Genomic DNA, 26,083 nt, shown 5'->3' with positions numbered 1-26,083 from the left:
GAGTGAATAGATCCAGAACTGTCGGACCCCGGACCCCGCCCGCGCCTAGCGTTGGCGGGGTTCGCGGTCCCCCCGGCCCGAGCGCAAGACTCACTCGTCCCGGGGGTGCACCATGCGAAAATCGATCTTCATCGTCGCCGGCGTCGTCGCGGCCGCATTGGTACCACCGGTGCAGGCGCAGGCCGCCACCACCACGGCGACCGTCGTGTCGCCCAAGCGCCCGCTGAACGTGCGGGAGGGCGCCGCGGTGTGGACGCGCTCGCTGCGCACGCTGCCCAGCGGCACCGCGCTCACCATCGAGTGCCAGGTCAAGGGGCAGCTCATCGACCAGGGCCCGGTGCGCGTCACCGACCAGTGGGACCGGCTCGCCGACGGCGCGTTCGTCAGCGACGCGTGGGTGCGGCGGGCACCTGGGGTACCGGTGCCGGTTTGTGCCGAGGGTCAGCCGGCCGCGGCCGCCGCCGCCTCCCCGACCACGGCGGGCGCCGTGGCCTCCGGCGCGATCCCGCTCAAGACCCGCGGCGGCCCGGCCCGCGCCGCGCAGTTACTCAGCGCCCTGACGAACGGGACGCCGCTGAACATCGCCTGCCAGGTGCCGGGCGAGCGGATCGCGGGAACGATGCGGGTCACGGACCGGTGGGACCGCCTGGACACGGGGGCCTACGTCTCCGACGCGTACGTCAACCGCGGCGCCACCCCGCCCGCCTGCACCGCCGCCGCGCCCGCGGCACCGGCCACGGCCCAGACCCCCGCGCCCACCGCTGCGGCCGGCCGCTGGGTGAACCCGCTGCCGGGCTTCTCGGCGCGCCCGGGCTTCCGCACCCCGACGAACCCCAACCACGTGGGCGTGGACATCATGAGCTTCGTCGGCACCCCGATCCACGCCGCCTCGGCCGGCACGGTCGTCGAGGTGGTGTGCAACATCGAGGCGGGCCACAGCTGCGACCAGACCGGCAGCGCCTCGATCGGCGGCTGCGGCTGGTATGTGAAGATCCAGCACGCCGGCGGCGTCTCGACGCTGTACTGCCACATGGTCCGCCGCGGGGTCGTCAACGCCGGCCAGCACGTCGAGGCCGGCCAGGTCATCGGCTACGTCGGCAGCTCCGGCAACTCCTCGGCGCCGCACCTGCACTACGAGGTCCACGTGAGCACCCCGCCCACGTCCCCGGCCAACGCGATCGACCCGCTGCCCTTCATGCGCGCCCACGGCGCCCCGATCGGCTAGTGTGGTTTTCCGCAGTACGAATCGAAGGATCGCCGCATTACGGCACGCCGATACCGTTCCTAGTGTTTCGACGTGCGATATCCACTGTTGCTCGTCGGCTGTTCACTGTCGTTGTTCGCGATCCACGCCCGCTGGGACCTGGCACTGGCCGCCTGGCTGTGCAACATCTTCCTGCTCCAGTTCGGCCGACAGAGCCGCTGGTGGGTGGCCTGGCTATGGACGTGGCTGGTCATGGCGCTCGACCTGACCGTGTGGCTATGGCAGGCGGACCTCAGCGGCGCGGCCTTCGCCCTGATCGGCGGCGCGCTGAGCCTGGTGTTCACCGTGCCGTACCTGGTCGACCGGCTGGTCGCGCCCCGGCTCAAGCACCGGGCGCTGTTGAGCACCCTGCCGTTCCCGCTGGCGAAGGTGACCGTCGAGTACCTGGTCTCGACCATGACCCCGGTCGGTGGCATCTACGGTGTCTTGGGCACCACCCAGCACGGCAACCTGCCGCTGGCGCAGCTGGCCTCGGTCACCGGCGTCTACGGCGTCAGCTTCATGGTCGCCTGGTTCGCCTCGGTCGCCGTCACGTGCTGGCAGGGCTGGCAGGACCGGTCGCAGCTGCGGCGGCTGCGGGCGACGGTCGTGACCTACCTGGGCATGCTGGCGGTGGTGCTCACGGCCGGCGGGGTACGGCTGGTGGCGTCCGCCCCGGGTGGCCAGACCGTGCGGATGGCCGGCGTCGCGCCCTCGCCCAGCGCGTGGGGACACACCATCGACGGGCTCGCGCCGTTCAAGTCGGTGGAAGAGCTCAACGCGGCCGATCCCGCCGTGCTGCGCGAAGCGTTCAGCCACGTCGTGGACGACCTGCTGGCCCGGACCGCCCGCGAGGCCGACGCCGGGGCGAAGCTCGTGGCCTGGCCGGAGTCGGCGGTGGTGACCATGGAACGCGACGAGGTGGCGCTGCTGGCCCGGTTCCGGGACTTCGCCCAGCAACACCGGATCTACCTGTCGGCGGGCATGACCGTCTACACCGGCACGGCGCCCTACGTGCGCAACCAGACCGCGCTGATCGCGCCGAGCGGCGAACCCTTGTGGACCTACCAGAAGGCGCATCCCATCCCGGTGCTGGAACCGTACGCCGCCGGCGACGGCGGGGTGCCCGTCGCGGACACCCCGTTCGGGCGGATGGCCACGGTGATCTGCTTCGACACGAACTTTCCCGCACTGCTGCGCCAGGGCGGCCGGCAGCGGGTGGACATCATGCTGGCGCCCTCCAACGACTGGCGCGGGATCAAGGACCTGCACGCGGAGAACGCGCGGTTCCGTGCGATCGAGAACGGGTACGCCGTCGTGCGGCCCACCACCGAGGGCATGTCCGAGGTAGTCGACCCGCTGGGCCGCGTCCTGGCCTCCGGCGACTACTTCCGCAGCGGCGACGATCCGACGCTGGTGGCCTACGTCCCGACACGCGGCACCCGGACCGTGTACGCAACGGTGGGCGACCTCTTCGCCTGGCTGTGCCTGATCGCGCTGGCCGGACTGATCGCATCGCAGGCCGTCCGCCGCCGCCTCAGCCTCTGACCAGCCTTACCGCTAGTTTCCACAAGATCGTCGGTCAAGGGCCGGGAAGAGACTCACCGTCGCCGACGACCGATGGCGACTCTCAGTGCAGTCACAGGCGTCGAGGACGATGATCGGAGGCATGAGCGCACCGGTACGTGAGCATGGGTGGGCGGCGCTGTCCGGTGCTCGGGCTGGGGGAATCCCGTGAGTGCCGGACGGGACGAAGGCCGCCGGGTCTCAGCACGCGTGGTGTTCGCCTATGGTGCTGCCCTGGCGATGACGCCGTATCTGCTGATCAAGATTTCCTGGGTCGTCGCCGCCTTGTCGGGTCTGCTGCCCCGGGCGGAGCACTTGAGTGTGGCGGGCTTCGTGGTGCTCAACACGGTCACGATCGGCATGGCCGCAGCCGGGATAGCGCTCGCGTTGGCTCTGGTCCGGCCGTGGGGCGAACGGATTCCGGCCCTTGTGGTGTTGTCGTGTGCTTGGATCGGCTGTGGGTTCCTGGTTCCCATGACTCCTTACGCCGTGCTGGACACGCTGTTGTCGGCCGGGGACGAGGCGTCCGGCAGCGAGGCTTCCGTCATGCCAAGCTGGGAAGCCTCCCTGATCCAGGTCAGCTTCCTTGGGATGAGTGTGGGGCTGGCCGTCGCCCTGCCGTTCTACTTGCGAGCTCGGTGGCCGGCCGCGTTTGCCGGCAGGGTCGGGGACGGCACGGCAGCCGTACGTCCGTCCGGCGCCTACCGGCCGGGAGCGGCGATGATCGCGTTGGTCGGGGCCTTGGTTGTCGGCATGCTGGATCTGTACTGGGCGGCGGGCGGCACGATCGGGTTGCGGCATCCCGCTGAGCGGGAGCTGACCTGGTATCTCCAGGCCGGCAATACCGGGATCTGGTCGCTTGCCGGCGCGTGGGGCGTCTGGGTCATTGCCCGTGCTCGCCAGGCCGTGCCGCTGTGGATACCGGTCAGTGTGAGCTGGCTGGTGTCGGGATTCCTCGTCGCCTGGGGCTGCTGGAAGCTCCCGTTCGCGGTGTACCAGGCCGTAGGGTCCGAGGTGGACACGGTGTGGCCGGAACACCTCGGTGTCGCGGCGGCGCAGTTCCTGATCAGCATTGCCGCGGGCACCGCGATGCTCAGCACCGTCTTGCACGCCTATCGTGCACGGCAGAGCCCACACGACGCACGAATCTCGGCATATCAAGCATGAGAACCTGTTGGAGTGCACCGGTACGGGATGGAATACGGTCTCAACCTCAAGCAGACCGCGCCCCGGACTGCGCCGGCGTGCGGATGCGGTATGCCGCGACGATGCCAATCACGAATGCGAAGACCCCGGCCGTGAGATACAGATCTTGAATGGTCAGGTTGTGTCGGGTTCGAGTGTGAGTCCGGTGTGGTTGAGGAAGCTGTCGAGAAGGTCGGTGCGGTACTGGATGCTCTTGAGCCGGTTTTTGATGATCGCCTGGAGGTGGTCGACGCCGCGGACGGCGAGGTTGCCGATGCTGCGTTTCAGGTGTGACCAGACCGCTTCGACGGGATTGAGGTCCGGGGCGTAGGCAGGCAGCCGGATGATGTGCAGCCAGTCCCGGGCGGCGATGAGTTCGCGCATGGCGGCGCTGACGTGGGTGTTGAGGTTGTCCCAGACGGCCACGATCGGGGCGGCCAGTTGCTGGTGGGCGGCGTCGAGCAGGGTGATGTAGTCGCGTTCGCTGAAGCTGCGTCGTTCACCTTTGCGGTTGCGGTGCACGATCGTGCGGTAGATGAACCGGCTGCGCCGGCCGGGCTGGTAGCAGGTCAGTCCCGCGATCGACACACGTCCGGATCCTTTGCCGGACACCGGGATCACCGGGGTCTGACCGCGGCGGCCCCAGGTCCGTGCTTTCGGTGGGCGCAGCGTCTGACCAGCCTCGTCCTCGAAGCAGATCCACGCGTCGCGCTGCGCCGCTACCGTTTTCCCGCCGGCCACGCCTCCCGCCGCCAGGACGCGATCGCGGCCTCGTCCCGCTCGACCGCACGATGCTTCGGAACCTGAACCGAGAAACCGAGGCGGTGCAACACATTCGCCGTCCCGCGCAGGGTGTAGCGGGTATGGAACATCCGGGCGATCAGATCCGACACCCGGGCCAGGGTCCACCGCTGATCCTCACCAAACCCGTGCACGGCAGGACCCTCGTCCAACGCGTCGGCAAGACGCCGCAGCCGGGACCCGTCCAGCCGACACCGGCTTCCGCTGGCCCCTTTCGACGCCAGAGCCGTTTCCCCGCCGGCCTTCCAGCGTTGCCGCCACCCGTACACCGCGGTCTGTGACACCCGCAACCTGCGGGCCACCTCCGGCACGGTCACACCCTCAGCGAACCAACCAGCCGCCTGCCGGCGCACCGCTTCGCGTTTGGCCCGCCCCTGCGCGGTCAGGCCGCCACCGTCGGGATACCTCATCCCTCCGGCTTACGACAGCCATCGGCCGATGTCACGCCGACACGCCGGAACTGCATCGATAAACCTGACCATTCAAAATCTGTAGCTCAACGAGGTCGACATACCAGCCCATCGGCTGGTCCCCGCCGGCACGTCGCTACGCGGCAGCCACAAGCGGACCGTCGAGATCGCCGACGGGACCCTGTCGTTCTCGATCCTGGGCACGACGAACGTAGCGGCCCGCATCGAGCCACCGGTCGAGCTGGACACAGTCCGCGCCGGCCGTCATCTCGTGGACACGGTCCGCTTCTACGCCGACGATCCCCCGGGTGCGCTCAGCCTTATGAATTCCAGCCGATCGCAACCTATGTGAGCGCTGATCGTGCATCTGATCTCGCACTCTGCGGGACGGTACTCGCGGGCTTGACCCCTATGTAGAGCGTCGATACAGTGGCGGGCATGCGGATCACCGTACCGACGGCGCGGGTGCTGGCGGCGCTGCTTGCCGCAGCCCACGCAGATCATTACGGGCTCGACCTCATGCACCGCACCGAGTTGGCCAGCGGAACGCTGTACCCGATTCTGAACCGGCTGACCAAAGCTGGATGGCTGGAGCGGCGCTGGGAGGAGATTGACCCCGCCGTGGCCGGGCGGCCAGCGCGGCGGTTCTACCGACTCACCGCCGAAGGCGCGGTCCAGGCCCGGCAATGCCTGGCGGAGCTCCGCGCCCAACTGGACACCTCAGGCGCGCTCGACGCGCCGGGCAAGGCCGGCAGTCCGAGACCGGCATGGTGACCCGCCGTCTCGCCGCGCTGCTGCTGACCCTGGCCGCCCTGCGCTGGCCGGCCGAACTGCGCGAGGACATGCTCGCCGAGTGGTCGGCGGAGGTGCACACGCTCGCCGGCACGGGCCGGCACTGGCCGATGCTGCGCTTCGCGGCCAGCCTGGCCGCTACCCGCGCCCGGGTGCGCCCCTTCTCCCTGGCGACGACCGCCCACCGTACCTGGGCCGGGCTGCGGATGCTCCTTGTGCTGCCGGTCGCGGCGCTGGCCGTCGGCACGCTCGGCGGCTCCTTTCCGATCTTGGCGATCGCCGGCGCGGTGCTGATGGCGGTGCTCGGCCGCACCGCCTTCCCGCGCCGGATGCCGGTGACCGTGCTGATCCCTGCGGTGACCGTGCCCGGCTGCGCGCTGTACACCGTGTTCCACGCTCTTGGCACCAGCAACATGGTGGAGTCCGGCCAGCACGCCCTCGAAAGCCTAGTGTTCTGTGCCGGGCTCACGCTCATCCTGGCCGTGGTTGCGCGGCTGGTTCACCGCGGACGGCAGCGGCAGGCGTGGCTGGTCGGGATCGTGGGCGCCGTCGTCGCGGCCGACGTGGCCGTGGCGCTGCCCTATCTCGGCCACGCCGGGCTCCACCCGGCCGGCGCCCCGATGTGGTTCGTGGCCGCGATCACCGACACCAGATTCGGGCTGCCGCACCCGAACGCCGAGGAGATCTTCACCATCCGCGACATCACGAATCCGCCGATATTCCTGGCACTCGCCGGCCTCGCACTCGGCGCGGTCGTCACCGCCCGAACTCGCATCCCGGCCACGGCGGACGGCTGATCCTCGCCGGGCAGACGGTCAACGGACGCGATCTTGGCGCCCTCTCATGCCGCAAATGGGATCGTCGCGACCTTGTGAGAGGCAGGCAGCTACTCACTGACACGGCGGTGATGCCGACGGTTGGTCACCAGTTCGGCTTCGCCTACTCGTCGCAGGTAATGCCGAGTTGGGTTGGGTTAGGTGGGTGGGTGGGGTCCACCGACGCACGGCGGTTAGCTGCGGCCCACGACGAGTGTCAGCACAGCGAGGACGAGGGCGTACGGGCCCCAGAAGTAGCGTTCCCACGGGCTGCTGGAGGCGACGTTCATCAGCGTCCCGAGCGATAACAGTCCAAACAGGATCCAAGTGATCCAAGTGGTCCAGGCGACCGGCGGCAGCGGTCCGAGGCCAACCCGGGCCAGCACTACCAGCGCGGCGAACGACCAGATGAGCATGGCGAGGACGCTGGCTGCGCGTAGCCCGGCGGGCAGCTGGCCGGAGATCGCACCGCCCCAGGCGGCCCGGCCGAGCGGGGCGCCCATGGCGAGCGCAAGCTGGAACAGGGCGATGCCAGCGAAGCCTGTGGCCGCGGCGATGGCGGCGGCGCGGGTCGCTGGCAGGGTCTGCATAACGCGGGTCATCGGGTCTCGTCCTTGTCTGCGGGGTTGGGCCGCATGGTGTCCAGCGCAGCCAGGCTCTCGTCCGCCCAGGCAAGGGCGGCCCTGGCGCTGTGCCGGCCCGCGGAGATGGTGAGCAGCAAGAACGGCGTGTCGTCAGGGTGCTGCGTTTCGCCGGCTACCTGCGCGGCGATCGTGTCGAGCTCGTCCAGTTGGCGTTGGGCATCGGCTTTGGCCTGCGCGATGAGCGCGCGGCACGCGTCGACCCCGAGGGTGCGGCCGAAGAACAGGCGCAGGAGTAGGCCGTTTCGCGGCGGGGTGGCCTGGACGGGCTGCGTGAGCAGGTCCCGCAGCCGCTGGGTGCCGGATGGTGTGATGGCGAACATTGACGAGCCTGCTCGGGTGGAGCCGCTTCGCGTTACGTAGCCGTGGCGTTCCAGCTCGGCCAGCGCCGGGTAGATCTGGCCGAAGCTTTCGCTCCAGAAGTGACCCAGAACGTCGCGGATCGCTTCCCGCAGCGCATAGCCGGTCATGGGCTCGATGCTCAACGCACCCAGCACGGCCATCTCGGTCTGCTTCCCGCGCGTGCTTGCCATGCCAACCTCCACGTATATCTGACAGATATAACTACCAGATATAACTGAACCGAGCAACCCGCCGCCGCCCCGATCGGCTAGTGGCCCCTATAACCCCGATGGGGGTATACAGGTACCGTGCCGAAAATCAACGTGTACCTCCCGGATGAGCTCGCCGAGGCGGTGAAGGCCGCCGGCGTGCCGGTCTCGGCGGTGTGCCAGCGCGCCCTGGAGCAGGCCGTGCGCCGGGTGACCGCGATCCGCGAGACCGTCCTGGGCGACCTCGACGACGCCGCGCTGGCCGCCCGCCTGCCGAACTTCACCGCGCGCGTGCGCACCGTGCTGCGCCTGTCCGCCGAGCGCGCCGCGGCGGAGTCCGCCCCCGCCGTCGGCACCGGCCACCTGCTGGCCGGCCTGCTCGCGGAGGGCGGCAACCTGGCCCTGCACGTCCTGCGCGCGATCGACGTCGAGCCGGACCGGCTCGCCCAGGACCTGGCCCGCCAGTCGCCGGCCGAGCCCGCGGTGAGCGACGACGCGACCCGCCGCTTCAGCGCCCCGGCCGCTGCGGCCCTGGAGCTGACGGTGACCGAGGCGACGGCACTGGGCCACAACTACGTCGGCTGCGAGCACCTGCTGCTGGGCCTGATCGCCGAGCCGGACGGCGCCGGCGGCCAGGTGCTGCGGGCCGCCGGCGCCGAGCTGCGCCTGACCCGCCGCGCGGTGTCCGCGGCCCTGGCCGGCTACGTCCACCTGCGGGCCCAGACCCCGCCGCCGGCGTCGGCCGAGGCCGCCCTGGCCGCGGCGCTGGCTCCCCTGCTGGAGCGGATCGAGCGCCTGGAGGCCCGGTCCCAGTGAGCCGGCGGGTGCTGCTGCTGGCCACGAAGGACACCATCGCGTACGGCGCCGGCTCCGTCGCCACCGGCGAGGAGCTCCTGGCGGCCGCCGCCGCGGCGGTGACGGACGTGGCCGTCGAGGACGTGTTCGCCGAGCCGGGGTGGGACACCACGCCGGCGTCGATGGCCGCGGTGGCGCGCCGAGTTCGCCGGGCACTGGGCGAGGAGGGCTTCGGCGGGGTCGTCGTCACCCACGGCACGGACACCCTGGAGGAGGCCGCCTACCTGGCCGACCTGGTCGCGGGGGCCGCCGCCCGGCGCGGCGCGATCGTCTTCACGGGCGCCTCACGGCAGCTCGACGCCCCGGACAGCGACGGGCCCGGGAACCTCGCCGCGGCGCTCGCGGCGGCGGCCGATCCCGCGCTCGCCGGCCTCGGCGCGGTCGCCTGCGTGGACGGGCGGCTGCACGCGGCGCGCTGGGTCCGCCAGGTCGCCACGGACGGGCCGGGGGCGTTCACCTCCGCCCCGCATCCGCCGCTCGGGCACGTCCGCGCGGGCCGGATCGACCTCACGGCCGCCCCGCCGCCCCGGCCGCCGTCGCCCCGGGGCGAGGCGGAGACCAACGTCGCGCTCCTCAAGGTGTACCCCGGAATCGAAGCGAACCTGCTCACCGCCGTGTCCGACGCCGGGGCGCGGGGTGTGGTGCTGGAGGGCACCGGGCGGTACAACGTGCCGGTCCCGCTCCTCGGCTCGATCGCCGAGCTCGTCGCGGGCGGCGTCCCCGTCGTGATCGCCTCGCGCGCCCACGTCCGCGGCGAGCCGGTGGCGCCGGAGGGGCTCGCCGGGTCCGTCGGGGCGATCATGGCCGGCGGCCTCCCGCCCGGGAAGGCGTTCGCGGCGCTCATGGTGGCGCTCGGCAGCGAGGGCGGCGTGCGAGCGGCGCGGGAGTACTTCGAGCGGCTCGGCGAGTACGACTAAGGCTGGCCGCCGAGGGCCGGTAGGGCTCGGGCCGCGGACCGCACGGCCGCGATCGCGGCCTCGACCACGTCGTCGGGCCCGCCGGGGCGCACGTGGAGGTGCACCTCGTACGTCAGCGGCGCCTCGTCGACGACCGGCACCCACACGAACCGGTCTGCGTGCCGCCCGCCGAACTCCATGCCCGGCTTGAACGGCAGCGCCGCGTCGGATGGTGCCACGAGCACCCGGCCGTCCCAGCGACCGCCGGAGTCGTGGCGCAGGCGCAGCACCGCGCCGGCGATGTCGCCGGTGCTCGTCCCCGCACCCACGCCCTCCAGCCCCCACGCCGCGATGCGGTCGCCGGGGACGCCGGTGAGGTGCGGCATCGGGTGGTACCGCCGCAGCAGATCCTCCAGCGGCAGCCGTCCGTGCGGGAAGATCCCCGCCGGGACCATCGCCTCCAGGCGTGCGGTGTAGAGCGGGACGGACCGCCCGCCCCCGGTTGCCGGCGCCCCGACCACCAGGGTGTGGCGGCGCAGCTCCGGGGCCACGTGCCGGTCCGGCTCGAGGTATTCGACCGCGACCCGCACCCGCCCGAACCGCTCCAGCAGCCGCGCCTGCGCCGGCGCGACGAACGTGGCATGGTGGGGCAGGCAGGCCAGGCTGGTCAGCCCGTCGTCCCGCCCGGCGCGGCGCATCAGCTGATACTCCCCCACGACGCTGCGGGCCGCCCGCTCGAACTCCCGCCCGCGCTCGGTCAGGCGCAGCTGGCCGCGGTTACCTTCGAACAGCGGCTCGCCGCACCAGCGCTCGATCCGCGCGATGGTCTTGCCCACGAGCTGCCGCGCGTATGGTCGATCGCGCAGGTGCCGCGGCCGGGTCGGCGAGAGCGCCTCGGCGGCCCGGGTGTGCTGCCGGTGCTCGGCGACGGCGAGGAACACACGGCACTCCCACTCGTCCGGCGCCACGTCGTCGCTCACGGCCATGGTCCGAGAACCTAGGAGCGTCGCAAGCACAGCTCAAAATTTACGACCAGCTTTTCGCCGCATGGGCAAATTCCGTCGGCACCCCCTTGCGTTCGTGACCGTCGGTAACGCGACGTATCAGAGACTTCATAACGCTCTGTGATATAGACCATAACGAGGCGATCGCACGGAGCACTTTGCACGATCCGTAGAGACTGGGTCACTCCACGCCGAGTGATGGAACCGCAGGGGTGCGCACGACCAGGGCGGTTACGGTGCGCACGCGCGACGGGAGCGGTAGACAGGTGAGCAGCGGGTGGGACGGCAGCGGGCTCGGCACCGGAGGGGACCAGGTGGCGCAGGCGACACCGACACGCGTCGAGAAGCTGACGATAGAGTTCGTCCAGGGCGGCACGGTCCGCGCCACGGTAACCGTGCGCGCCACACCCCCACCGCCCGCCCCACGCGAACTGGTATCAGCAAGAACCACGGAAAGTTAGGCGAACTCACGCTCCGGAGTTCAGTTTGTTTCAATGGACTACGGTGAAGAAAGTTCGGAGCACCACCGCCGCCGGCCAGTCCTCTTGAGGCGCCCCAGCCGGCTCGATGGGCGCGGGGAAGACGGCGGTCAGGTGGCGCGGTGACGGCCGGGGCGGGCGGGGCCGTTCTTCACGGCGTACATGGCCTGGTCGGCGGTCCGCAGCACCGTATCCGGCTGCTCGCCCGGCGCCGCCAGGTGGACCCCGATGCTCGCCCCGATCCGGACCTCCTGGCCGAAGATCTCGAACGGTGCCGCCGCGGCGGTGCGTAGGCGCTCCGTCAGGGCCTCGGTGTCCGCGGCGGTCGCCACGCCCGGCAGGAGCAGGACGAACTCGTCGCCGCCGACGCGGGCCAGCACGTCGCACGGGCGCAGGCAGGCCGCCAGGCGCGTGCCGACCTGGCGGAGGAGGTCGTCGCCCGCCTCGTGGCCCAGCTCGTCGTTGACCGGCTTGAAACCGTCCAAGTCGACGAACAGCACCGCGACCGGCCGGGTGCGCAGCGAGTCGGCCAGGGTCTGCTGCAGGCGGCGGCGGTTCGGCAGGCCGGTCAGCGGGTCGTGGTGGGCGTCGTGGGCCAGGCGGTCCTGCATCTCGCGGCTGTCGGTGATGTCGCGGGCGTTGATGACGATGCCGTCCAGGGCCGCGTTGTGCAGCTGGTTCGAGGCGGTGAAGTCGAACCAGCGGTAGTTTCCGTCGGCCTGGCGCACGCGGACCTGCATGCGCTCCAGGCCGCCGCGCTGCGGCACCAGCGCCGCGAAGCGGTCGCGCACGTTCGCGCGCTCGTCCGGGTGGATGAGGTCGAACACGGAGGTGCCGACGGCCGACGCGCCGAGGATGCGCCGGCCGCTCGGGCTGGCGTACACCACCCGCCCGGCCCCGTCGAGGACCGTCACGACGTCGGGGGCGTGCTCGACCAGGGCCGAGAAGCGCTCCTCGGCGCGGCGGCGGACCAGCTGCGAGCGGTAGCCGAGGATCGCCAGGCCCGCCGCGCCGACCAGCAGCATCGTGAGCAGGGCCAGGTTGATGGTGAGGCTGCGGTTGCGCACGGGGCCGTCGAAGGCGGCCGTGGACTGGGTGCGCACGTAGGCCCAGCCGCCGGGCAGGCCACCGTGGACGGCGGCGATCATCGAGCGGCCGTGCTCGGCGTAGGTGACGAAGATCGACTCGGTGGAGGTGATCCTCGCGGCGATGGCTGGGTCGACGGTGGTGCCGAGCAGCGCCGGGTCGCTGGCGGCGCCGACCTTGCCGGTGGCGTCCACGAGCATCGAGCGGTGGGAGTCGTCCTTGAGCTGGACGAGGTACTCCTGCAGCTGGCTCGTCACCACGGGAATGAACCCGTAGAGGATCGCCTCGGGCGCGCTGCCCACCACGATCGGCACGGCCACGGCCTGCAGGAGCGTCCCCCGGACCGTCATGAGCGAGGAGAACCCGGGCCGGCCGAGCGCGAGCGACGAGATCAGCGGCCCGAACGCCGGCGACAGCGGGTCCGGCAAGGAGCCGCTCGCCTCGGTCGCGTTCAGCGGATTGCCCGTCAGGTCGGTCAGGAGCAGGCCGTAGCTGAAGTGGGAGGACTTCCGCGCGTACTCCGCCAGCGCCGCCTGATCGCCCGGGTCCCCGGCGGTCATCGACAGCGGACGGCTGGTCACGAAGGCGTTGAGCTCCTTCGCGGAGACCAGCTGCACCTGCGCCGCGAGGCCGCCGTTGTTCGTGGCGAGCACGAGCGAGTCGGCCCGGTGCACGGTCTCGGCGGCGCGCAGCGCGGAGCGGTTCACGCAGATGCCGACGACACCGATCGCGAGCAGCAGCGCGACGCTGATGCCCACGACCAGCCAGCTGCGCAGCCGCATCGCGCCCCGCCCCCATCATCGCGACGAAGAACCTGCAAACGCGATCAAGATCGGCGCGCGGGAGGGCGGAGCTGAACCTCTGTGCCCGCGATCACGTTCAGGCGGCGGGGCGCACGGACGCGGTGCCGCTCAGCACCGGCGTCACGGCCGCCGCGGGGAGGGAGACGGTGACCTCCAGGCCGCCGCCGTCGAGGGCGACCGCGCTGACCCCGCCGCCGTGCGCCTCGCAGACCGCCCGCACGATCGACAGGCCGAGGCCGGTCCCGCGCGCCCCGGTCCGCTCCCGCCCGCCGCGGCGGAACGGCTCGAACAGCGCGGGCAGGTCGGCCGGCTCGACCTCGAAGCCGGTGTTGCCGACCACGAGCCAGGCCAGGGTCTCGTCGGTGCCGGTGCGCACCCAGATCTTGCCGGCCAGGTGGTTGTACCGCACCGCGTTCTCGATCAGGTTCCCCGCCAGCCGCTCCAGCAGCGCCGGGTCGCCGACCACGTTGGCCGGGGCGAGGTCGGTGCTGACGTCGAGCTTGAGCCGCTTGACCTCCTTGCCCATCGCCGAGAGCGCCACCGTGACCCCGGTCGCGAGGTCGGTGCCGACCTTCCGGCCGAGCCGCCGCCCGGCCTGGGCCTCGGTGCGGGCCAGCAGCAGCAGCGACTCGACGAGGGCGTTGGCCCGCATCGAGGCGTCCCGCACGACGGTGGCCATCCGCTGGTACTCCTCGAGGTCGGCCTCGGGATCGTCCAGCGTGACGTCGACCTCGGTCCGCATCACCGCCAGCGGCGTGCGCAGCTCGTGGGAGGCGTTGGCGACGAAGCGTTTCTGGGTCTCGAAGGCCGCGGCGATCCGGTCGAGCATCGCGTCGAACGTGCGCGCGAGGTCGGCGACCTCGTCGTCGGCGCCGTCGTAGTTGATGCGGGCGTCGAGGGACTCGCCGGAGAGGCGCTGGGCCGTGCTGGTGACCCGTTGCAGGGGACGCAGGGCCCGCCCGGCCACCACGTAGGCGCCGGCGACCCCGACCGCGCCGATGAGCAGCAGCGCCAGGCTGCCGCGGGTGAGCAGCTCCCACTCGGCGGAGTCGACGAGCTCGGTCTGCCAGGTCCGCGCGTCGGTCTCGGTGCCGTTCTCCAGCACCACCCGGGTGCCGGGCTGCAGCTGGTCGGCGGGTTTGAGGGCGCCGTCGACGAGAATGTACGCCAGCACGACGAGCACCAGCCCGGCGCCGACGAGCAGGATGCCGTTGAGCAGCGTGAGCCGCAGCCGCAGGGTGGGGCGGAAGATGGCGGTGCGGCGGGCGTCGTAGATCGTCATTGCGGCGACCGCGTCCGGTAGCCGGCACCGACGACGGTCTCGATGAGTGCCGGCTCGCCGAGCTTCTTGCGCAGCGTCATCATCGTCACCCGCACGGTGGTGGTGAACGGGTCGGCGTTGGCGTCCCAGACCCGCTCCAGCAGCTCCTCGCTGGACACGACCGCGCCGCGGGCCTTGAGCAGCTCCTCCAGCAGGCCGAACTCCTTGCGGGTGAGGTCCAGCGGCTGCCCGGCCCGGGTGGCGACCCGCTTGGCCTGGTCGAGCACGAGGTCGCCGATGGTGAGCACCGGCGGGGCGGCCGGGGTGGCGCGCCGGCCGAGCGCCTGGACGCGGGCGACGAGCTCGTCGAAGGCGAAGGGCTTGGGCAGGTAGTCGTCGGCGCCGATCTGCAGGCCCTCGACCCGGTCGGCGACGGTGCCGCTGGCGGTGAGCATCAGCACCCGGGTCAGCGCCCCGGAGGCGACCAGGTCGGCGCAGATGTCGTCGCCGTGCACGCCCGGCAGGTCACGGTCGAGCACGACGACGTCGTAGCGGGTGACCATGGCCATCTCGTGCCCGGTGGTCCCGTCGTAGGCGACGTCGACGGCCATGCCCTGCCGCCGTAACCCCCGGACGATCGCGTCGGCGAGATTCGTCTCGTCCTCGATCACCAGCACGCGCACGCCTTCACCCCCACCCGATCCGGGCCAGTCTCAACCAGGGCATGTGAAGTCCCCGTGAGCCAATGTATCTACCCCGGCAACCGCCACAGACGGACCGAGTCACCGCCGGCGAGGCAGGCGAGCCGGTGGTGGCGCGCCGCGCAGCGCGACGGGATCGCCCCGACCCGCCCGAGCGGGGTGATCGTGCCGGTGCGCAGGTCGATGCGGGCGATCCGGGAGCCGTCGTCCTCGGGCCGCTGGACGAGCGCGGACCCGGCCGGGGCGAGCCCGATGTCGTCGTCGTCCGTGCCGTCGCTGGCGGTCGGCACCACCGCCCAGCCGGCAAGGTCCGCGCGGTCCTCACCGGTGTGCCAGTCGACGATCCGCACCCGGGTGAAGTCGTCGCGGTCGCGGGCGACGAGCACGCCGGGGCCGGCCGCGTCCAGCTGCACCGGGCGGCGCCAGGCCTCGATGCCGGTGGCCGGGTCGAGCACGGCGAGGTCGCGCCAGTTCGGCACGCACACCATCGGCCCGCAGGCGACGACGACCGGGCCGTAGGCGATCTCGGCGATCGGGGCCTGGTCGGCCGAGGAGAAGAGGATGTGCCAGCGGTACTGCAGCCCGTCGCGCTGGTACGCCGTGATGAGCGCCCCGTCCGCGCGCACCGCGACGATCACGAGCAGGTCCCCGACGATCCGCACGCTCGTCGGCGGCGTGTCGGCGAGCTCGGGCAGCACGGCCGCGGCGGTCAACCCGCCGGTGGCCGCGTCGCGGACCTCGGTGCGCCCGCCCGGGTACCACGCCGCGAACCACCCGCTGCCGGGCACGTCCGGCGCGACGAGCCGGCCCCCGCCGGGCAGGTCGAAGGCCCACCGGATGTCGCCGGTCTCGGCGTCGAGGCCCGCCAGGTGGACCGGGTTCGGCGCGGCGTTGCGCGGCGGCACGACCGGCGGGCAGACGGCGGCGCGGTCGTCGACGGTCAGCAGCCCGGGCGCGGTGCCGGGCCGCCCGGCGAGGACGGCGATCGGCGCGCCGGCCCGGGACCACCGCGCCTGGCCGGTGCCGGGGTCCAGCCGCTCCAGCCTCCAGCCGACGGCCGCGGTGCACGGGCGGTGGCGCAGGTACGCCCGGTCCGCCGCGAGGTACACCTGCGCACCCCCGCCGGTCAGCGACCGGCTCCAGCGGGCCTTGCCGGTGCTCCAGTCGAAGGCGGCGATCGCCGGGTCCTCGCGCATCACGTAGACGGCCCCGCGGTCGGCGACGAACGCCGACGCGTGCTCGGCGAGCACCCCGGCGTCCTCGATCGCCGCCGAGGGCCGCGACGCGGTGGCGAAGAGCACCACGAGCGTCAGCACCATGATGATCGGCCACTGCCGCCGCCCGGTGCCGCGCGGCGGCGGCCACTGCAGGACGTCGCCGTCCACCATCCCGCGCGATTCGCCCAGATCGATAAGCTCGCCCACGTTACCAGCGTCCCCGGTCGCGCCCCAGGTTTCCAGTCGAAGCAGCGGTCGGCCCCGCACGCCACCAGTGCCCCCTGCAGCTCGCACGGGGTGAGGTGGCCGGTCAGCCAGGACCGGCCCTCAATCGCGGATCGCGGGCGGCAGCCGCCAGGCGGTCATGTCGCCGACCACGCCGCACGCGAGGAGGTCGCCGTCGGCCGCGCAGCCCGGCGGCCCGCCCCAGGCGTCGCCGGTGCCGACGACCGCGACGTGCCCGGTGGCCGGGTCGACCACGCCGACGATGACGGCAAGCTCGTCCTCGTCGCGCCGCCACACCACGACCCGGTTGCCGTCGGCCTGGATCGGGTGCCAGCCGTCGAGGCGCCGGCGCACCGCGCCCGTGCGGGCGTCGACGGCGAGCAGCGTGGCCTCGGTGCCGCGGCTCAGCCCCAGCAGCAGCGCACCCCGGCCGCCGCCGATGACGGAGTCGTACCCGTCGGCCCGCCACGCCGGCCGCCCGGTCGCCGCGTCGAGCGCCACGAGCGCGGGGCCGTCGCGGCGGCACCACAGCCCCGTCGCGCAGCCGGTCAGCCCGCCGTTTCCCCCGGGGCCGGCGCTCCACAGCAGCCGCCCGCTCGCCCGGTCGTACACCTCGTCGTCCCCGGTGTCCGACGAGAAGACCGCGACCTGCCCGGCCCGCGCCCCGGGCGGCCCGCCGTCGCGCCCGTCGTCGCCGACCTGGAAGCCGCCGGGCACCCCGAGGCCCCGCAGCCGGTCGGTGCGCAGGACCGCCCCGGTGGCCAGGTCGTAGGCGCGCAAGGTGTTGTCCGGGTCGAGGACGTTGAAGGAGGTCACGTCGTACGGCCGGCGGAGGTCGCGGCCGAAGGTGACCGGGAACCCGCCCGGCACGCTGCGCTCCCACACGAGCGCGCCGGTGCGGGCCCGCACGGCCGCGACGCGCAGGGCCGGCAGCCCCGCCGGCTCGGTCCCGGCCCACTCGCGGGTGTCCTCGTACAGCAGCAGCTCCCCGGCCCGCCCGAGGATCGACGCCGCGCCCCGCGACCACAGCTCGGCGCCGGTGCCCGGGTCGAGGGCGGACAGCGTGGCCAGCGCCGCCGGCAGCCCGGTGGGCTGGTTGGTGACCAGCACGACGTCGGCACCGGCGTAGGCGACCTGCCGCCCGTCGGCCAGCGCTCGGCTCCACAGCGCGGCCCCGCCCCCGTCGTACGCCTCCAGCCGGTGCGGCCCCTCCCCCGTGAACCGGGTCAGGAACAGCCGCCCGCCGCCGGGCAGCATTCCGAGCGCCCCGGTCCCGACCCGCAGCACCGGCCCGCCGGCGGCCGTGTCGGCGACCGGCAGCCCAGCGGCGAGCGCCGCGACGACCAGCACCGCCAGCCAGCGCGGGGGCCGCCTGGCGAAGGCCTGCTCCGGCGGCCGCCAGGGCGCGGCGTCGCCGAGCTCGATGACGACCGGCCCGCTCACGGGATCTTCCAGACGGTCAGCCCGCCGTTGAGGCAGGCGAGGCGGCCGGAGCCGGCGGTGCAGTACGGCTGCGGCCCGACGTCGCCGCGGCCGACGATGCCCACGCCGCCGGTACGCGGGTCGAAGACGCCGACCAGGCTGGCGCCGGGCGGGTCCGGGCGGGCGACGACGACGACCGCGTCGCGCGCGAAGGGGCCGACGACCCAGCCGTCGAGGCGGTGCCGGATCGCGCCGGTGCGGGCGTCGGCGACGAGGAGCACCGGGTCGTGGGTCGCCGCGGCCGAGGTGCCGAACCCACCGAGGACGACGGCGTCATCATCGGTGACCACGAAGACGTGGTTGTAATCCGGGACGCCCCACACCGGCCGCCCGCTGGTGGCGTCGAAGGCCCGCACGCCGGTCCCGTCGATTCTGCACCAGCGCCCGGTCCCGCAGGGGTGAAGCCAGGAGTTCTCGACGTTCCACAGCCACCGCCCGGTGGCCCGGTCGAAGACGTCGGCGCCGCGGCGACCGGCGGTGCTGACGACGACCTGGACGGCGCCGGTCGTGAACCAGGACGGCGTCCCGCTCCAGGCCAGCTGCTCCCGCCCGAGCACCGCCCCGGTGACGAGATCCCGCGTCTGCAGGACCCCGTCCGGGCCGAGCTGCCGGACCGCCCGCTGCTCGATGTCGTACTCCACCTGCGCCCCGGCCGGCACCGTCGCGCTCCACGCCGGGGCGCCGGTGCGCTCGTCCACGGCGACCAGGCGCGTCTCGACCTGCGGCGGCGTGCGGTTGATGCTGAAGTCCGCGACCGGCTCCGCCGCCGGCTCGGCCGCGCCCCGCCCGCCGAGGTCCTCCAGCAGGATGCGGCCGCCCGCGGCGCCGTGCGGAGCCGCCGCCGAGCGCCGCCACAGCTCGCGCCCGGTGCCCGCGTCGAGCGCCGTGACCGCCCGGTCGGGGGGCGGGGTCCGCATCGTTGCTCCGGTCGCGAGCAGCACGACCCCGGGCGTGGCCAGGGTGACCACCTGGTCCGGGTCGGTACCGGGCAACGTCCACAGCCGCCGGCCGCCCAGCGCGTAGGCCGAAAGCTCCGGCCGCTGCCCGGCGTCGACCCGCTTCACGTACAGCCGCCCGGCCAGGATTTCGAACTCGATGACGTAGCCGGCCACGTGCAGTACCGGCTCCCGGGTCTGGAAGGTGTCCGCGGTCAGCAGCGCGCCGGCCAGGGCGAGCACGGCGAGCGCCGAGGGCCACCGCCGCGCGAGCCGGCCGCGCGGGCGCGGCGTCTGCGGCGGGGCCCAGTCGGCGGCCTCCCCGAGGTCGATCAGATTCACGGCCGGGGCCAGACGTGGAGCACCCCGAGCGCGAGGCAGCCGACCCGGTCACCGGTGGCCGCGCACTGCGGCGAGCCGTAGAAGTCCTCCGACCGCCCGAACACCGCGACGGAGCCGTCGGCCGGATCGATCCGCCCGACGATCGCGGCGGTGTTGCTCACCGGGCGCCAGACGAAGGGCCCGGGCAAGCTCATGAACCGGTAGTTGTCGATGGCGAGCAGCCAGCCCTGCCGCCGCCACAGCAGCGCCCCGCGCGAGTCGAAGGCGGCGATGTCGTCGGGGTGGAACTCGTTGGCGACCTGGCGATACATCAGCAGGCGGTCGCCCGAGTCGGACATCAGCGCCGAGTAGCCGGACGCCCGCCACAGCCGCGCGCCGGTGGCCGCGTCGAGCACGTCGGTGCCGGAGGCGCCGAAGATGCAGTACCGCACGCGCAAGCACGGTACCGGCCCGTTCCAAGCCGGCGCCTCACCCGCCCAGTGCCATAGCCGCCGCCCGGAGGCGAGGTCGAAGACGTCGACGCCCTGCTTGCCCGGGGGCCAGACCACGACCTGCCCGGGCACCCCGGCCTGGTGGCGGGCGACGACCCCGGAGCGCTGCAGCTGGTACGTGCCGGTGACCGCGCCGCTGCCGGGGTCGCGCACCCGCAGCACGCCGTGCTCGTCGAGCTCGCTGAAGCCCAGGATCCGCGGATGGTCGACCATGAAGATGGCCGGCACCGTGCCGGGCGGCACCTCGACGCTCCACACGACCGCGCCGGTGCGCCGGTCCAGCGCCGCGTACCGCTCGCGGTGCGGCAGCAGCGGCAGCGCGGTCTGCGGATCGTCCGGCGACCCGTACGACGTGTCGAACCCGCCCGGCGCCGGCTCCCCCGGCCCGGGCAGCTGCCACACCAGGACCAGCCCGGCCGGGGTGAGGCCGACCATCCGGACCTGCGTCCGCTCCCACCGCACCGCCCCGGTTTCCGCGTCGAGCGCCCGGATCAGCCCGGCCTGGACCCCGTTCTCGTCGGCCCGCTCGACCTGCACGAGCGGGCCCTGCTCGTCGACGGCGGCGAGGTTCTCGTCCGGCTCGACCGGGCGCTGCCACAGCGTTCGGCCGTCGCGCGCGTCGAGCGCCACGAGGGTCGGCTTGGTGGCGCCGGAGTACCGGCTGACGATGAACCGCCCGCCGCCGGCGTTCACCGCGAGGACCTGGAAGTTGGAGCTGTACGCCGGCGCGAGCCGGTGCGGTCCGGCGGCGGCCGCCGGCAGCAGGGCCGCCACCGCCAGCACGGCGAGCCCGGCCGCCAGCCGCCGCCCGGGGCGCCCCCGGGCCGGCCGGGACCGGGGCGCGTCGGGCGGCTCCCACGGCGTGCTGATGTCGAGCTCGATGACGGCCTCGGGCACGGGCCCCCTCTCCACGCACAAGAGAGTCCCATGCCCGGCGCCGGGTTGCGGCCCCGCGCGGGGGCGGGCGGATCAGCGCCGGGGCGCGCGGGCCCGGGTCGGCGCGGCGGCCGGCAGCGGGGCCGGCTCCTCGATGCGGCTCACCCACTCGGTGACCTGGCGGGCGACGTCCTGGGCGGTCAGGCCCAGGTCGGCCAGGATCTCGTTGCGCGAGCCGTGCGGGTGGAAGCCCTGCGGGACGCCCAGGTCGCGCAGCGGGACCCAGACCTCGGCGTCGCGCAGGGACTTGGCCAGGGCGTCGCCGACGCCACCGGTGCGCACGCCGTCCTCCAGGGTGACCACCAGGCGGTGCTCGCGGGCCAGGGCGACCAGCTCGACCGGGACCGGGCGGACCCAGCGCGGGTCGACGACCGTGACACCGAAGCCCTGCTCGGCCAGGCGGCCGGCGACATCGACGGACATGTGGGCGAAGGCACCGACGCTGACCAGCAGGACGTCCTTGCGCTCGTGCTCGGCGAGCACGTCCACGCCGCCGAAGCCGTCGACGCCGCCCACGCGGCGCAGGGCCGGCAGGTCGGCCGGGACGGAGCCGGTCGGGAAGCGCAGGATCGTCGGGCCGTCCTCGATGCCGACGGCCTCGCGCAGCTCCTCGCGGACCGTCTGGGCGTCGCGCGGGGCGGCCAGGCGCAGGCCCGGCACCACGCCGAAGACCGACATGTCCCAGATGCCGTAGTGCGACGGGCCGTCGGGGCCGGTGATGCCGGCCCGGTCGAGCACGAACGTCACCGGCAGCCGGTGCATGGCCACGTCGAGCAGGACCTGGTCGAAGGCGCGGTTGAGGAACGTGGCGTAGACGGCGACGACCGGGTGCAGGCCGCCGATGGCGAGGCCGGCCGCGGAGGTGGCCGCGTGCTGCTCGGCGATGCCGACGTCGTAGGCGCGCTCCGGGTATTTGCGCATGAGCTTGGCGATGCCGGTCGGCTCGGCCATCGCGGCGGTGATGCCGACGATGTCGGCCCGCTCGTCGGCGATCGCGACCAGCTCGTCGGCGAAGACGCCGGTCCACTTCAGCGAGGCCGGGGCGAGCAGCTTGCCGGTCTCGATGTCGAAGGCGCCCGGGCCGTGCAGGCAGTCGGCCTGGTCCTCCATCGCCGGGCGGTAGCCGAAGCCCTTGCGGGTCACGGCGTGCACGATGACCGGGCCGCCGAAGTTCTTGGCCTTGCGCAGGGCGGACTCGACGGCCTCGCGGTCGTGGCCGTCGACGGGCCCGACGTATTTGATCCCGAGGTCCTCGAACATCGCCTGCGGCGCGACGGCGTCCTTGATGCCCTTCTTGACCGCGTGGAGCACCTCGTAGAGCGGCGGGCCGACCAGCGGGGTCCGGCCGAGGGAGTCCTTGACCAGGTCGAGGACCTTCTCGTAGCCGGGGTTGAGCCGCAGGTTGGACAGGTGGTCGGCGAGCCCGCCGATGGTCGGCGAGTAGGAGCGGCCGTTGTCGTTGACGATGATGACCAGCGGGTTCTTGGCGGCGGCGATGTTGTTCAGCGCCTCCCAGCACATGCCGCCGGTGAGCGCCCCGTCGCCGACGACGGCGACGACGTGGCGGGGCTCGCCGCGCAGGGCGAAGGCCTTGGACAGGCCGTCGGCGTAGGACAGCGCGGTCGAGGCGTGCGAGTTCTCGATGATGTCGTGCTCGCTCTCGGCCTGGCTGGGGTAGCCCGTCAGCCCGCCGCGGCGGCGCAGGAGGTCGAAGCCGTCCTGCCGGCCGGTCACGATCTTGTGCACGTACGCCTGGTGGCCCGTATCGAACAGAATACGATCCTTGGGCGAGTCGAAGACCCGGTGCAGCGCCAGGGTCAGCTCGACGACGCCGAGGTTGGGGCCGAGGTGACCGCCGGTGCGGGAGACCTTCGCGATGAGGAAGTCGCGGATCTCCGCGGCGAGCACGTCGAGCTGCTCGGCGGTCAGATTACGAAGATCACCCGGGGCCCGGACCGTGCTCAGCAGGGACGCGGCCTCGTTCTCTTCTGTACTCATGACCGCCGAGTCTAGTGGGGCCGGGACTGCCCGTACCTTGGCCGAAGGAATCTTGACAGGTTCCACACATCCCGGCCAGGTGTTCACGCCCGCCCGACCGCGACCACCCCGCGGGTGAGCGAGCCGGCCACCCGGGTCCGGCCCACGCGGCATCAACCGCCGAATCAGGCCGGCGGCGGCGCCACCCACTGCGAAGCCGCCGTCGCCGGGGTGATGCCGACCTCGGCGGCCAGCACCGGGGTCGACAGCGGCTCGAGGCGGGCGCGCAGGTCGGCGTACGCGGTCACGGTCAGCACGTCGGTGAGCATCTTCATGCCCGACTCCAGCAGCGTCGAGAACACCTGGCTGACGACCACGCCGGCGACCGCCGCGGCGGTCAGTGCGGTGCCGCTCGCGGCCGAGCCGGTCCCGGTGAAGGCCGCGGCGATGATCTGCGCGACGACGTACGACACGATGCCGATCACCAGCGTCAGCCCCGCGATCGTGGCGATGCGGGCGGCCGCGCTGCCGAAGTCGCGGTGGAAGATCTGGAAGCAGCGCCCGATCGCGCCGAGGTTGCGCTCGAAGGTGACGACCGCGGGCAGGGTGACGAACACGGCGTAGAGGTAGATGCCCGGGAGCAGGCACGCGCACACGCCCAGCCCGATGATCACCGACGCGAGCAGCTGCCAGCCCCACAGCGGCAGGAACCGGCGCGCGGCCAGGCCCAGCGCGGGGCCGATCCGCGGCGGCACCCCGGCGGCGACCGCGACCGCGATGTGGTTGCCGGCCACCGTGATCACACAGCCGACCAGGCCGGCCAGCACGGTGCCCACGAAGATCAGCGCGAACGGGGCGAGCAGCCCGGTGAGGTCGACGTTGCCGACGTCGCCCTCGCTGGTGGTGTAGATGCCCTCGAAGGCGGTCGCCGCCCAGATGCCCTCGGGGATGAGCACCGCGAGGGTGAGCACGAAGCCGATGAACTGCAGGACCGCCAGCTGCCGCCAGGCGCCCTTGAAGATCGTGAGGCTACGCTGCCACCAGCCGTTGTAGTCCGGGCTGATCATCGGGTCGAAGCCGGCCTGACCCGAGGTCGGGATGCCGTACCCCGAGGTCGGCACGGCCTGGTACACCACGTACGCCTGCGCCGGGTCGTAGGACGCCCCCGGTGCGTACTGCGGCGGCTGCTGCGGCTGCGGCAGTCCGCCCGGTCCCGGCTCGGTCGGGGGGTGGGTCATTGTTCCTCCGTATCGTGCGGCTCGACACAGAAGATAGGGGCCGGGCGCCAGCCGCGCTGCCCGCCCCCCGGGTCAGCGGGTGGGCGGCGGGACCATCTGGGCGTACACGATCGCGAGGACCAGCCCGGCCAGCCACAGCCCGCCGGCCCACCAGACGGCCCGCGGCGGGGTCCGGCCGCGCAGGGCCTGGACCGCCACCGCCGAGGCGAGCACCATCAGCCCGACCCCGGTCCCCCACACGCCCCAGTCGGCCGGACTCCGGTCGACCTTGAGCTTCGTGAGCCCGAGCGCGGCCCGCCCGATCGCGAAGACGAACGGGACGGTGAAGACGACGACAGTCTGCGCGACGGTCTTGCGCAGCGCCCGCCTGGGGTCGCGGCGCGGGCTATCCTCGCTCACCGGCGTACTCCGGCGAGAACTGCGACAGCAGTCGGACCGTCTCCTCGAAGGGCAGCTGGCCCGGGGCGGGCCGCCCGCCGATCGCCGAGTAGGTGACCCGGGACCCCAGCAGCGGGAAGAACACGCGCGTCCCGGCGCCGACCGGCCCCATGCCGATCACGATCATGGGCTCGTATCGCAGCAGCAGCCCGGCGAGCACCTTCAGGTCCGCGGTCCTGTGCACCATCGTGCTGATCTTGACGACGTCGGCGCCCGCGTATCGGGCCGCCTCGACGGTCGCCCGCAGCGCGGCCTCGTCCGGGGTGCGCTCGAAGTCGTGGTACGACACGATGACCGGCTTGCCGGCCGCCCGCGCCGCGGAGATCACGTCCGGCAGGATCCCGGACGCGGACAGCTCGACGTCGACCGCGTCGACCCCGGGCAGCACGGCCTCGAACAGCCGCAGCCGGGTGGCCTCGTCGCCTTGCCAGTAGCCGCCCTCGGCCTTGGAGCGGATCGTGGCCAGCGTCGGCAGCCCTGCGGCCCGGAACGGCGCGATGGCGCGCAGCACGGCCGCCGGCGCGGTGTCCCGGTGCCAGTCGATGCGCAGCTCGGCCAGGTCGACCCCGGCCGCACGGGCGCGGGCCGCGTGCCCCGCGGCGTCGTCGTCGCCGAAGCTGACCGCGACCAGCGGCGCCGCGCCGGTCAGCCGCGCCCGCAGCATTGCCTCGGTTGCCAAGCCCGCTCCCCTGGTTCGTCGTCGTCCCCGTGCCTCGGCCGCGAGTCTAAAACCGGATGCCGCACCGCCGCAGGCTGGCCCATGCTGGCCCAATGCATCGCTTCGATCTGCGCGCTGCGGATCTGCGGGTTCTCAACTCCCTGACGAAGTACCCGTCGATCCCCACCTACCATGAGCTGGACCCGCGCGACGGCACCCTGCTGGAGTCCGCCACCGCGTTCCCGGCCGACATCATCGCGACCGAGAAGGTCGACGGCACCAACAGCCGGATCGTCCTGCTGCCCGACGGAAACTACGTCATCGGCTCCCGCGAGGAGCTGCTTCACGCCCGCGGCGACCTGATCGGCAACCCGGCGCTGGGCATCGTGGAAAACCTGCGCGCGGTCGCCGACCGGCTGGTGGAGACGCACGAATCCGGGCTTCACGTGTACTTCCTGGAGCTCTACGGCGGCAAGGTGGGCGGCGCGGCCAGGCAGTACACGACCGACCCGGCGAGGTTCGGCTGGCGCCTCTTCGACGTGGTACGCCTCGAGAACTGGTCCGAACCATTCACCTGGCCGCAGTCGCGGATCTCGGCCTGGCGCGAGGCCGGCGGCCAGCCCTTCGCCGAGGAGCAGGACCTGACGGACCTGGCCGCGACCGCGGGCCTGGAGCTGACGCCGCGGCTGTTTCGCACCGACACGCTGCCGGAGTCGGTCGAGGGCATGCACGCACTGCTGACCGAGCGGCTACCGAAGACGCTGGTGGGCCTGGACGAGAAGGCCCAGGGCCGCCCGGAAGGCATAGTGTTGCGAAGCCCGGACCGCAAGGTGATCGCCAAGGCCCGCTTCCAGGACTACACAAGAACCTTGAAGCGCCGCCGGTAACCTGGCGATCACGGAGAGACATATTTGAAGATCCAACTTTTGTGGGGATGGTAGGATCAGGTTTGGATCGGAGCGCCACCGCCGGAGTCCTGCGCCGAAACGGGGTGCCGAAACGAGCTGCTTCGAACGCCGTTGTGCCAAGCCGCCCGGCGATCGGCGCCGCCCGGC

At 72.9% G+C, this 26,083-nt stretch carries 24 protein-coding genes; 8 read left to right on the top strand and 16 right to left on the bottom strand.

Translation table 11 applies throughout. From position 1 onward, the window contains the following. Positions 1-112: 112 nt before the first annotated feature. The 3 genes from ACQPY0_RS10015 (at position 113) to ACQPY0_RS10005 (ending at position 3,976) form a co-directional block, all read left to right on the top strand. On the top strand, positions 113-1,225 hold the full coding sequence (locus tag ACQPY0_RS10015) for a peptidoglycan DD-metalloendopeptidase family protein (protein ID WP_432987161.1): 1,113 nt from the start codon (positions 113-115) through the stop codon (positions 1,223-1,225). A 72-nt stretch (positions 1,226-1,297) separates the two neighbouring features. After that, positions 1,298-2,791: an apolipoprotein N-acyltransferase gene (locus tag ACQPY0_RS10010; protein ID WP_432987159.1), complete on the top strand. Its 1,494-nt coding sequence runs from the start codon at positions 1,298-1,300 to the stop codon at positions 2,789-2,791. A 228-nt stretch (positions 2,792-3,019) separates the two neighbouring features. Then, a complete protein-coding gene (locus ACQPY0_RS10005; RefSeq protein WP_432987157.1) occupies positions 3,020-3,976 on the top strand; it encodes a hypothetical protein in 957 nt (318 codons plus the stop codon). Positions 3,977-4,129: 153 nt separating this feature from the next. Here ACQPY0_RS10005 and ACQPY0_RS10000 read toward each other — a convergent pair whose 3' ends face one another. Further along, positions 4,130-4,735, bottom strand: a complete 606-nt coding sequence (locus tag ACQPY0_RS10000) for a transposase (protein WP_432987155.1) — start codon at positions 4,733-4,735, stop codon at positions 4,130-4,132. Beyond that, a complete protein-coding gene (locus ACQPY0_RS09995; protein ID WP_432987153.1) occupies positions 4,714-5,205 on the bottom strand; it encodes a winged helix-turn-helix domain-containing protein in 492 nt (163 codons plus the stop codon). The genes ACQPY0_RS10000 and ACQPY0_RS09995 overlap by 22 nt, the downstream gene beginning before the upstream one ends. Positions 5,206-5,643: 438 nt before the next feature. Here ACQPY0_RS09995 and ACQPY0_RS09990 point away from each other — a divergent pair, with 438 nt between their 5' ends. Together ACQPY0_RS09990 and ACQPY0_RS09985 are read left to right on the top strand one after the other, a co-directional pair. Then, complete coding sequence (locus tag ACQPY0_RS09990; protein WP_432987151.1) at positions 5,644-5,979, top strand: PadR family transcriptional regulator; 336 nt, start codon at positions 5,644-5,646, stop codon at positions 5,977-5,979. After that, a complete protein-coding gene (locus ACQPY0_RS09985) occupies positions 5,973-6,794 on the top strand; it encodes a hypothetical protein (RefSeq protein ID WP_432987149.1) in 822 nt (273 codons plus the stop codon). The genes ACQPY0_RS09990 and ACQPY0_RS09985 overlap by 7 nt, the downstream gene beginning before the upstream one ends. A gap of 212 nt (positions 6,795-7,006) precedes the next feature. Here the strand turns inward: ACQPY0_RS09985 and ACQPY0_RS09980 are convergent, their stop codons facing one another. Next, entirely contained in the window at positions 7,007-7,414 is a 408-nt protein-coding gene (locus ACQPY0_RS09980; RefSeq protein WP_432987147.1) for a hypothetical protein, read from the bottom strand. Then, entirely contained in the window at positions 7,411-7,986 is a 576-nt protein-coding gene (locus tag ACQPY0_RS09975) for a PadR family transcriptional regulator (RefSeq protein ID WP_432987145.1), read from the bottom strand. The genes ACQPY0_RS09980 and ACQPY0_RS09975 overlap by 4 nt, the downstream gene beginning before the upstream one ends. Positions 7,987-8,103: 117 nt before the next feature. On the opposite strand from ACQPY0_RS09975, the gene ACQPY0_RS09970 reads away from it, so the two are divergent. Continuing rightward, entirely contained in the window at positions 8,104-8,820 is a 717-nt protein-coding gene (locus tag ACQPY0_RS09970; protein WP_432987143.1) for a Clp protease N-terminal domain-containing protein, read from the top strand. Beyond that, entirely contained in the window at positions 8,817-9,776 is a 960-nt protein-coding gene (locus tag ACQPY0_RS09965; RefSeq protein ID WP_432987141.1) for an asparaginase, read from the top strand. Before ACQPY0_RS09970 ends, ACQPY0_RS09965 begins: the two co-directional genes overlap by 4 nt. Here ACQPY0_RS09965 and ACQPY0_RS09960 read toward each other — a convergent pair. From ACQPY0_RS09960 to ACQPY0_RS09905, 12 genes are all read right to left on the bottom strand, one after another. After that, positions 9,773-10,741, bottom strand: a complete 969-nt coding sequence (locus tag ACQPY0_RS09960) for a hypothetical protein (protein WP_432987139.1) — start codon at positions 10,739-10,741, stop codon at positions 9,773-9,775. The two genes, ACQPY0_RS09965 and ACQPY0_RS09960, sit on opposite strands and share 4 nt — an antisense overlap. A 607-nt stretch (positions 10,742-11,348) precedes the next feature. After that, entirely contained in the window at positions 11,349-13,106 is a 1,758-nt protein-coding gene (locus ACQPY0_RS09955; protein WP_432987137.1) for a diguanylate cyclase domain-containing protein, read from the bottom strand. Positions 13,107-13,203: 97 nt separating this feature from the next. After that, complete coding sequence (locus tag ACQPY0_RS09950) at positions 13,204-14,409, bottom strand: sensor histidine kinase (protein ID WP_432987135.1); 1,206 nt, start codon at positions 14,407-14,409, stop codon at positions 13,204-13,206. Next, the gene (locus tag ACQPY0_RS09945) at positions 14,406-15,071 is read right to left on the bottom strand and encodes a response regulator transcription factor (protein ID WP_432987133.1); all 666 of its coding nucleotides are present in this window, start codon (positions 15,069-15,071) and stop codon (positions 14,406-14,408) included. The genes ACQPY0_RS09950 and ACQPY0_RS09945 overlap by 4 nt, the downstream gene beginning before the upstream one ends. Before the next feature lie 68 nt (positions 15,072-15,139). After that, a complete protein-coding gene (locus ACQPY0_RS09940) occupies positions 15,140-16,513 on the bottom strand; it encodes a PQQ-binding-like beta-propeller repeat protein (protein ID WP_432987131.1) in 1,374 nt (457 codons plus the stop codon). A gap of 120 nt (positions 16,514-16,633) precedes the next feature. Further along, complete coding sequence (locus ACQPY0_RS09935) at positions 16,634-17,974, bottom strand: PQQ-binding-like beta-propeller repeat protein (protein ID WP_432987129.1); 1,341 nt, start codon at positions 17,972-17,974, stop codon at positions 16,634-16,636. Further along, on the bottom strand, positions 17,971-19,290 hold the full coding sequence (locus tag ACQPY0_RS09930; RefSeq protein ID WP_432987127.1) for a PQQ-binding-like beta-propeller repeat protein: 1,320 nt from the start codon (positions 19,288-19,290) through the stop codon (positions 17,971-17,973). The genes ACQPY0_RS09935 and ACQPY0_RS09930 overlap by 4 nt, the downstream gene beginning before the upstream one ends. Then, positions 19,287-20,693 (bottom strand): PQQ-binding-like beta-propeller repeat protein, encoded by a 1,407-nt coding sequence (locus tag ACQPY0_RS09925; RefSeq protein ID WP_432987125.1) that lies wholly within the window; start codon positions 20,691-20,693, stop codon positions 19,287-19,289. Before ACQPY0_RS09925 ends, ACQPY0_RS09930 begins: the two co-directional genes overlap by 4 nt. A gap of 57 nt (positions 20,694-20,750) precedes the next feature. Next, positions 20,751-22,715, bottom strand: coding sequence for a 1-deoxy-D-xylulose-5-phosphate synthase (gene dxs, locus ACQPY0_RS09920; protein WP_432987123.1), 1,965 nt, complete (start codon positions 22,713-22,715; stop codon positions 20,751-20,753). A gap of 164 nt (positions 22,716-22,879) precedes the next feature. Beyond that, complete coding sequence (locus tag ACQPY0_RS09915) at positions 22,880-23,932, bottom strand: hypothetical protein (RefSeq protein ID WP_432987121.1); 1,053 nt, start codon at positions 23,930-23,932, stop codon at positions 22,880-22,882. A gap of 72 nt (positions 23,933-24,004) precedes the next feature. Further along, positions 24,005-24,331, bottom strand: a complete 327-nt coding sequence (locus tag ACQPY0_RS09910; protein ID WP_432987119.1) for a hypothetical protein — start codon at positions 24,329-24,331, stop codon at positions 24,005-24,007. After that, entirely contained in the window at positions 24,318-25,049 is a 732-nt protein-coding gene (locus tag ACQPY0_RS09905) for a type I 3-dehydroquinate dehydratase (RefSeq protein ID WP_432987117.1), read from the bottom strand. The genes ACQPY0_RS09910 and ACQPY0_RS09905 overlap by 14 nt, the downstream gene beginning before the upstream one ends. Positions 25,050-25,141: 92 nt before the next feature. Here ACQPY0_RS09905 and ACQPY0_RS09900 point away from each other — a divergent pair, with 92 nt between their 5' ends. Next, positions 25,142-25,915, top strand: coding sequence for an RNA ligase family protein (locus tag ACQPY0_RS09900; RefSeq protein WP_432987115.1), 774 nt, complete (start codon positions 25,142-25,144; stop codon positions 25,913-25,915). Positions 25,916-26,083: the final 168 nt, after the last annotated feature.

The organism is Dactylosporangium sp. CA-233914 (genome assembly GCF_050942935.1).
Classification (GTDB): Bacteria; Actinomycetota; Actinomycetes; order Mycobacteriales; family Micromonosporaceae; genus Dactylosporangium.
This window is presented reverse-complemented; position numbering and strand designations above follow the sequence as displayed.

Coding starts and splice junctions, on each gene's coding strand:
- ACQPY0_RS09995 (WP_432987153.1), bottom strand. CDS start 5,205: ATGAGGTATCCCGACGGTGGCGGCCTGACCGCGCAGGGGCGGGCCAAA.
- ACQPY0_RS09900 (WP_432987115.1), top strand. CDS start 25,142: ATGCATCGCTTCGATCTGCGCGCTGCGGATCTGCGGGTTCTCAACTCC.
- ACQPY0_RS09975 (WP_432987145.1), bottom strand. CDS start 7,986: ATGGCAAGCACGCGCGGGAAGCAGACCGAGATGGCCGTGCTGGGTGCG.
- ACQPY0_RS10015 (WP_432987161.1), top strand. CDS start 113: ATGCGAAAATCGATCTTCATCGTCGCCGGCGTCGTCGCGGCCGCATTG.
- ACQPY0_RS09955 (WP_432987137.1), bottom strand. CDS start 13,106: ATGCGGCTGCGCAGCTGGCTGGTCGTGGGCATCAGCGTCGCGCTGCTG.
- ACQPY0_RS09990 (WP_432987151.1), top strand. CDS start 5,644: ATGCGGATCACCGTACCGACGGCGCGGGTGCTGGCGGCGCTGCTTGCC.
- ACQPY0_RS09960 (WP_432987139.1), bottom strand. CDS start 10,741: ATGGCCGTGAGCGACGACGTGGCGCCGGACGAGTGGGAGTGCCGTGTG.
- ACQPY0_RS09985 (WP_432987149.1), top strand. CDS start 5,973: ATGGTGACCCGCCGTCTCGCCGCGCTGCTGCTGACCCTGGCCGCCCTG.
- ACQPY0_RS09915 (WP_432987121.1), bottom strand. CDS start 23,932: ATGACCCACCCCCCGACCGAGCCGGGACCGGGCGGACTGCCGCAGCCG.
- dxs (WP_432987123.1), bottom strand. CDS start 22,715: ATGAGTACAGAAGAGAACGAGGCCGCGTCCCTGCTGAGCACGGTCCGG.
- ACQPY0_RS09950 (WP_432987135.1), bottom strand. CDS start 14,409: ATGACGATCTACGACGCCCGCCGCACCGCCATCTTCCGCCCCACCCTG.
- ACQPY0_RS09980 (WP_432987147.1), bottom strand. CDS start 7,414: ATGACCCGCGTTATGCAGACCCTGCCAGCGACCCGCGCCGCCGCCATC.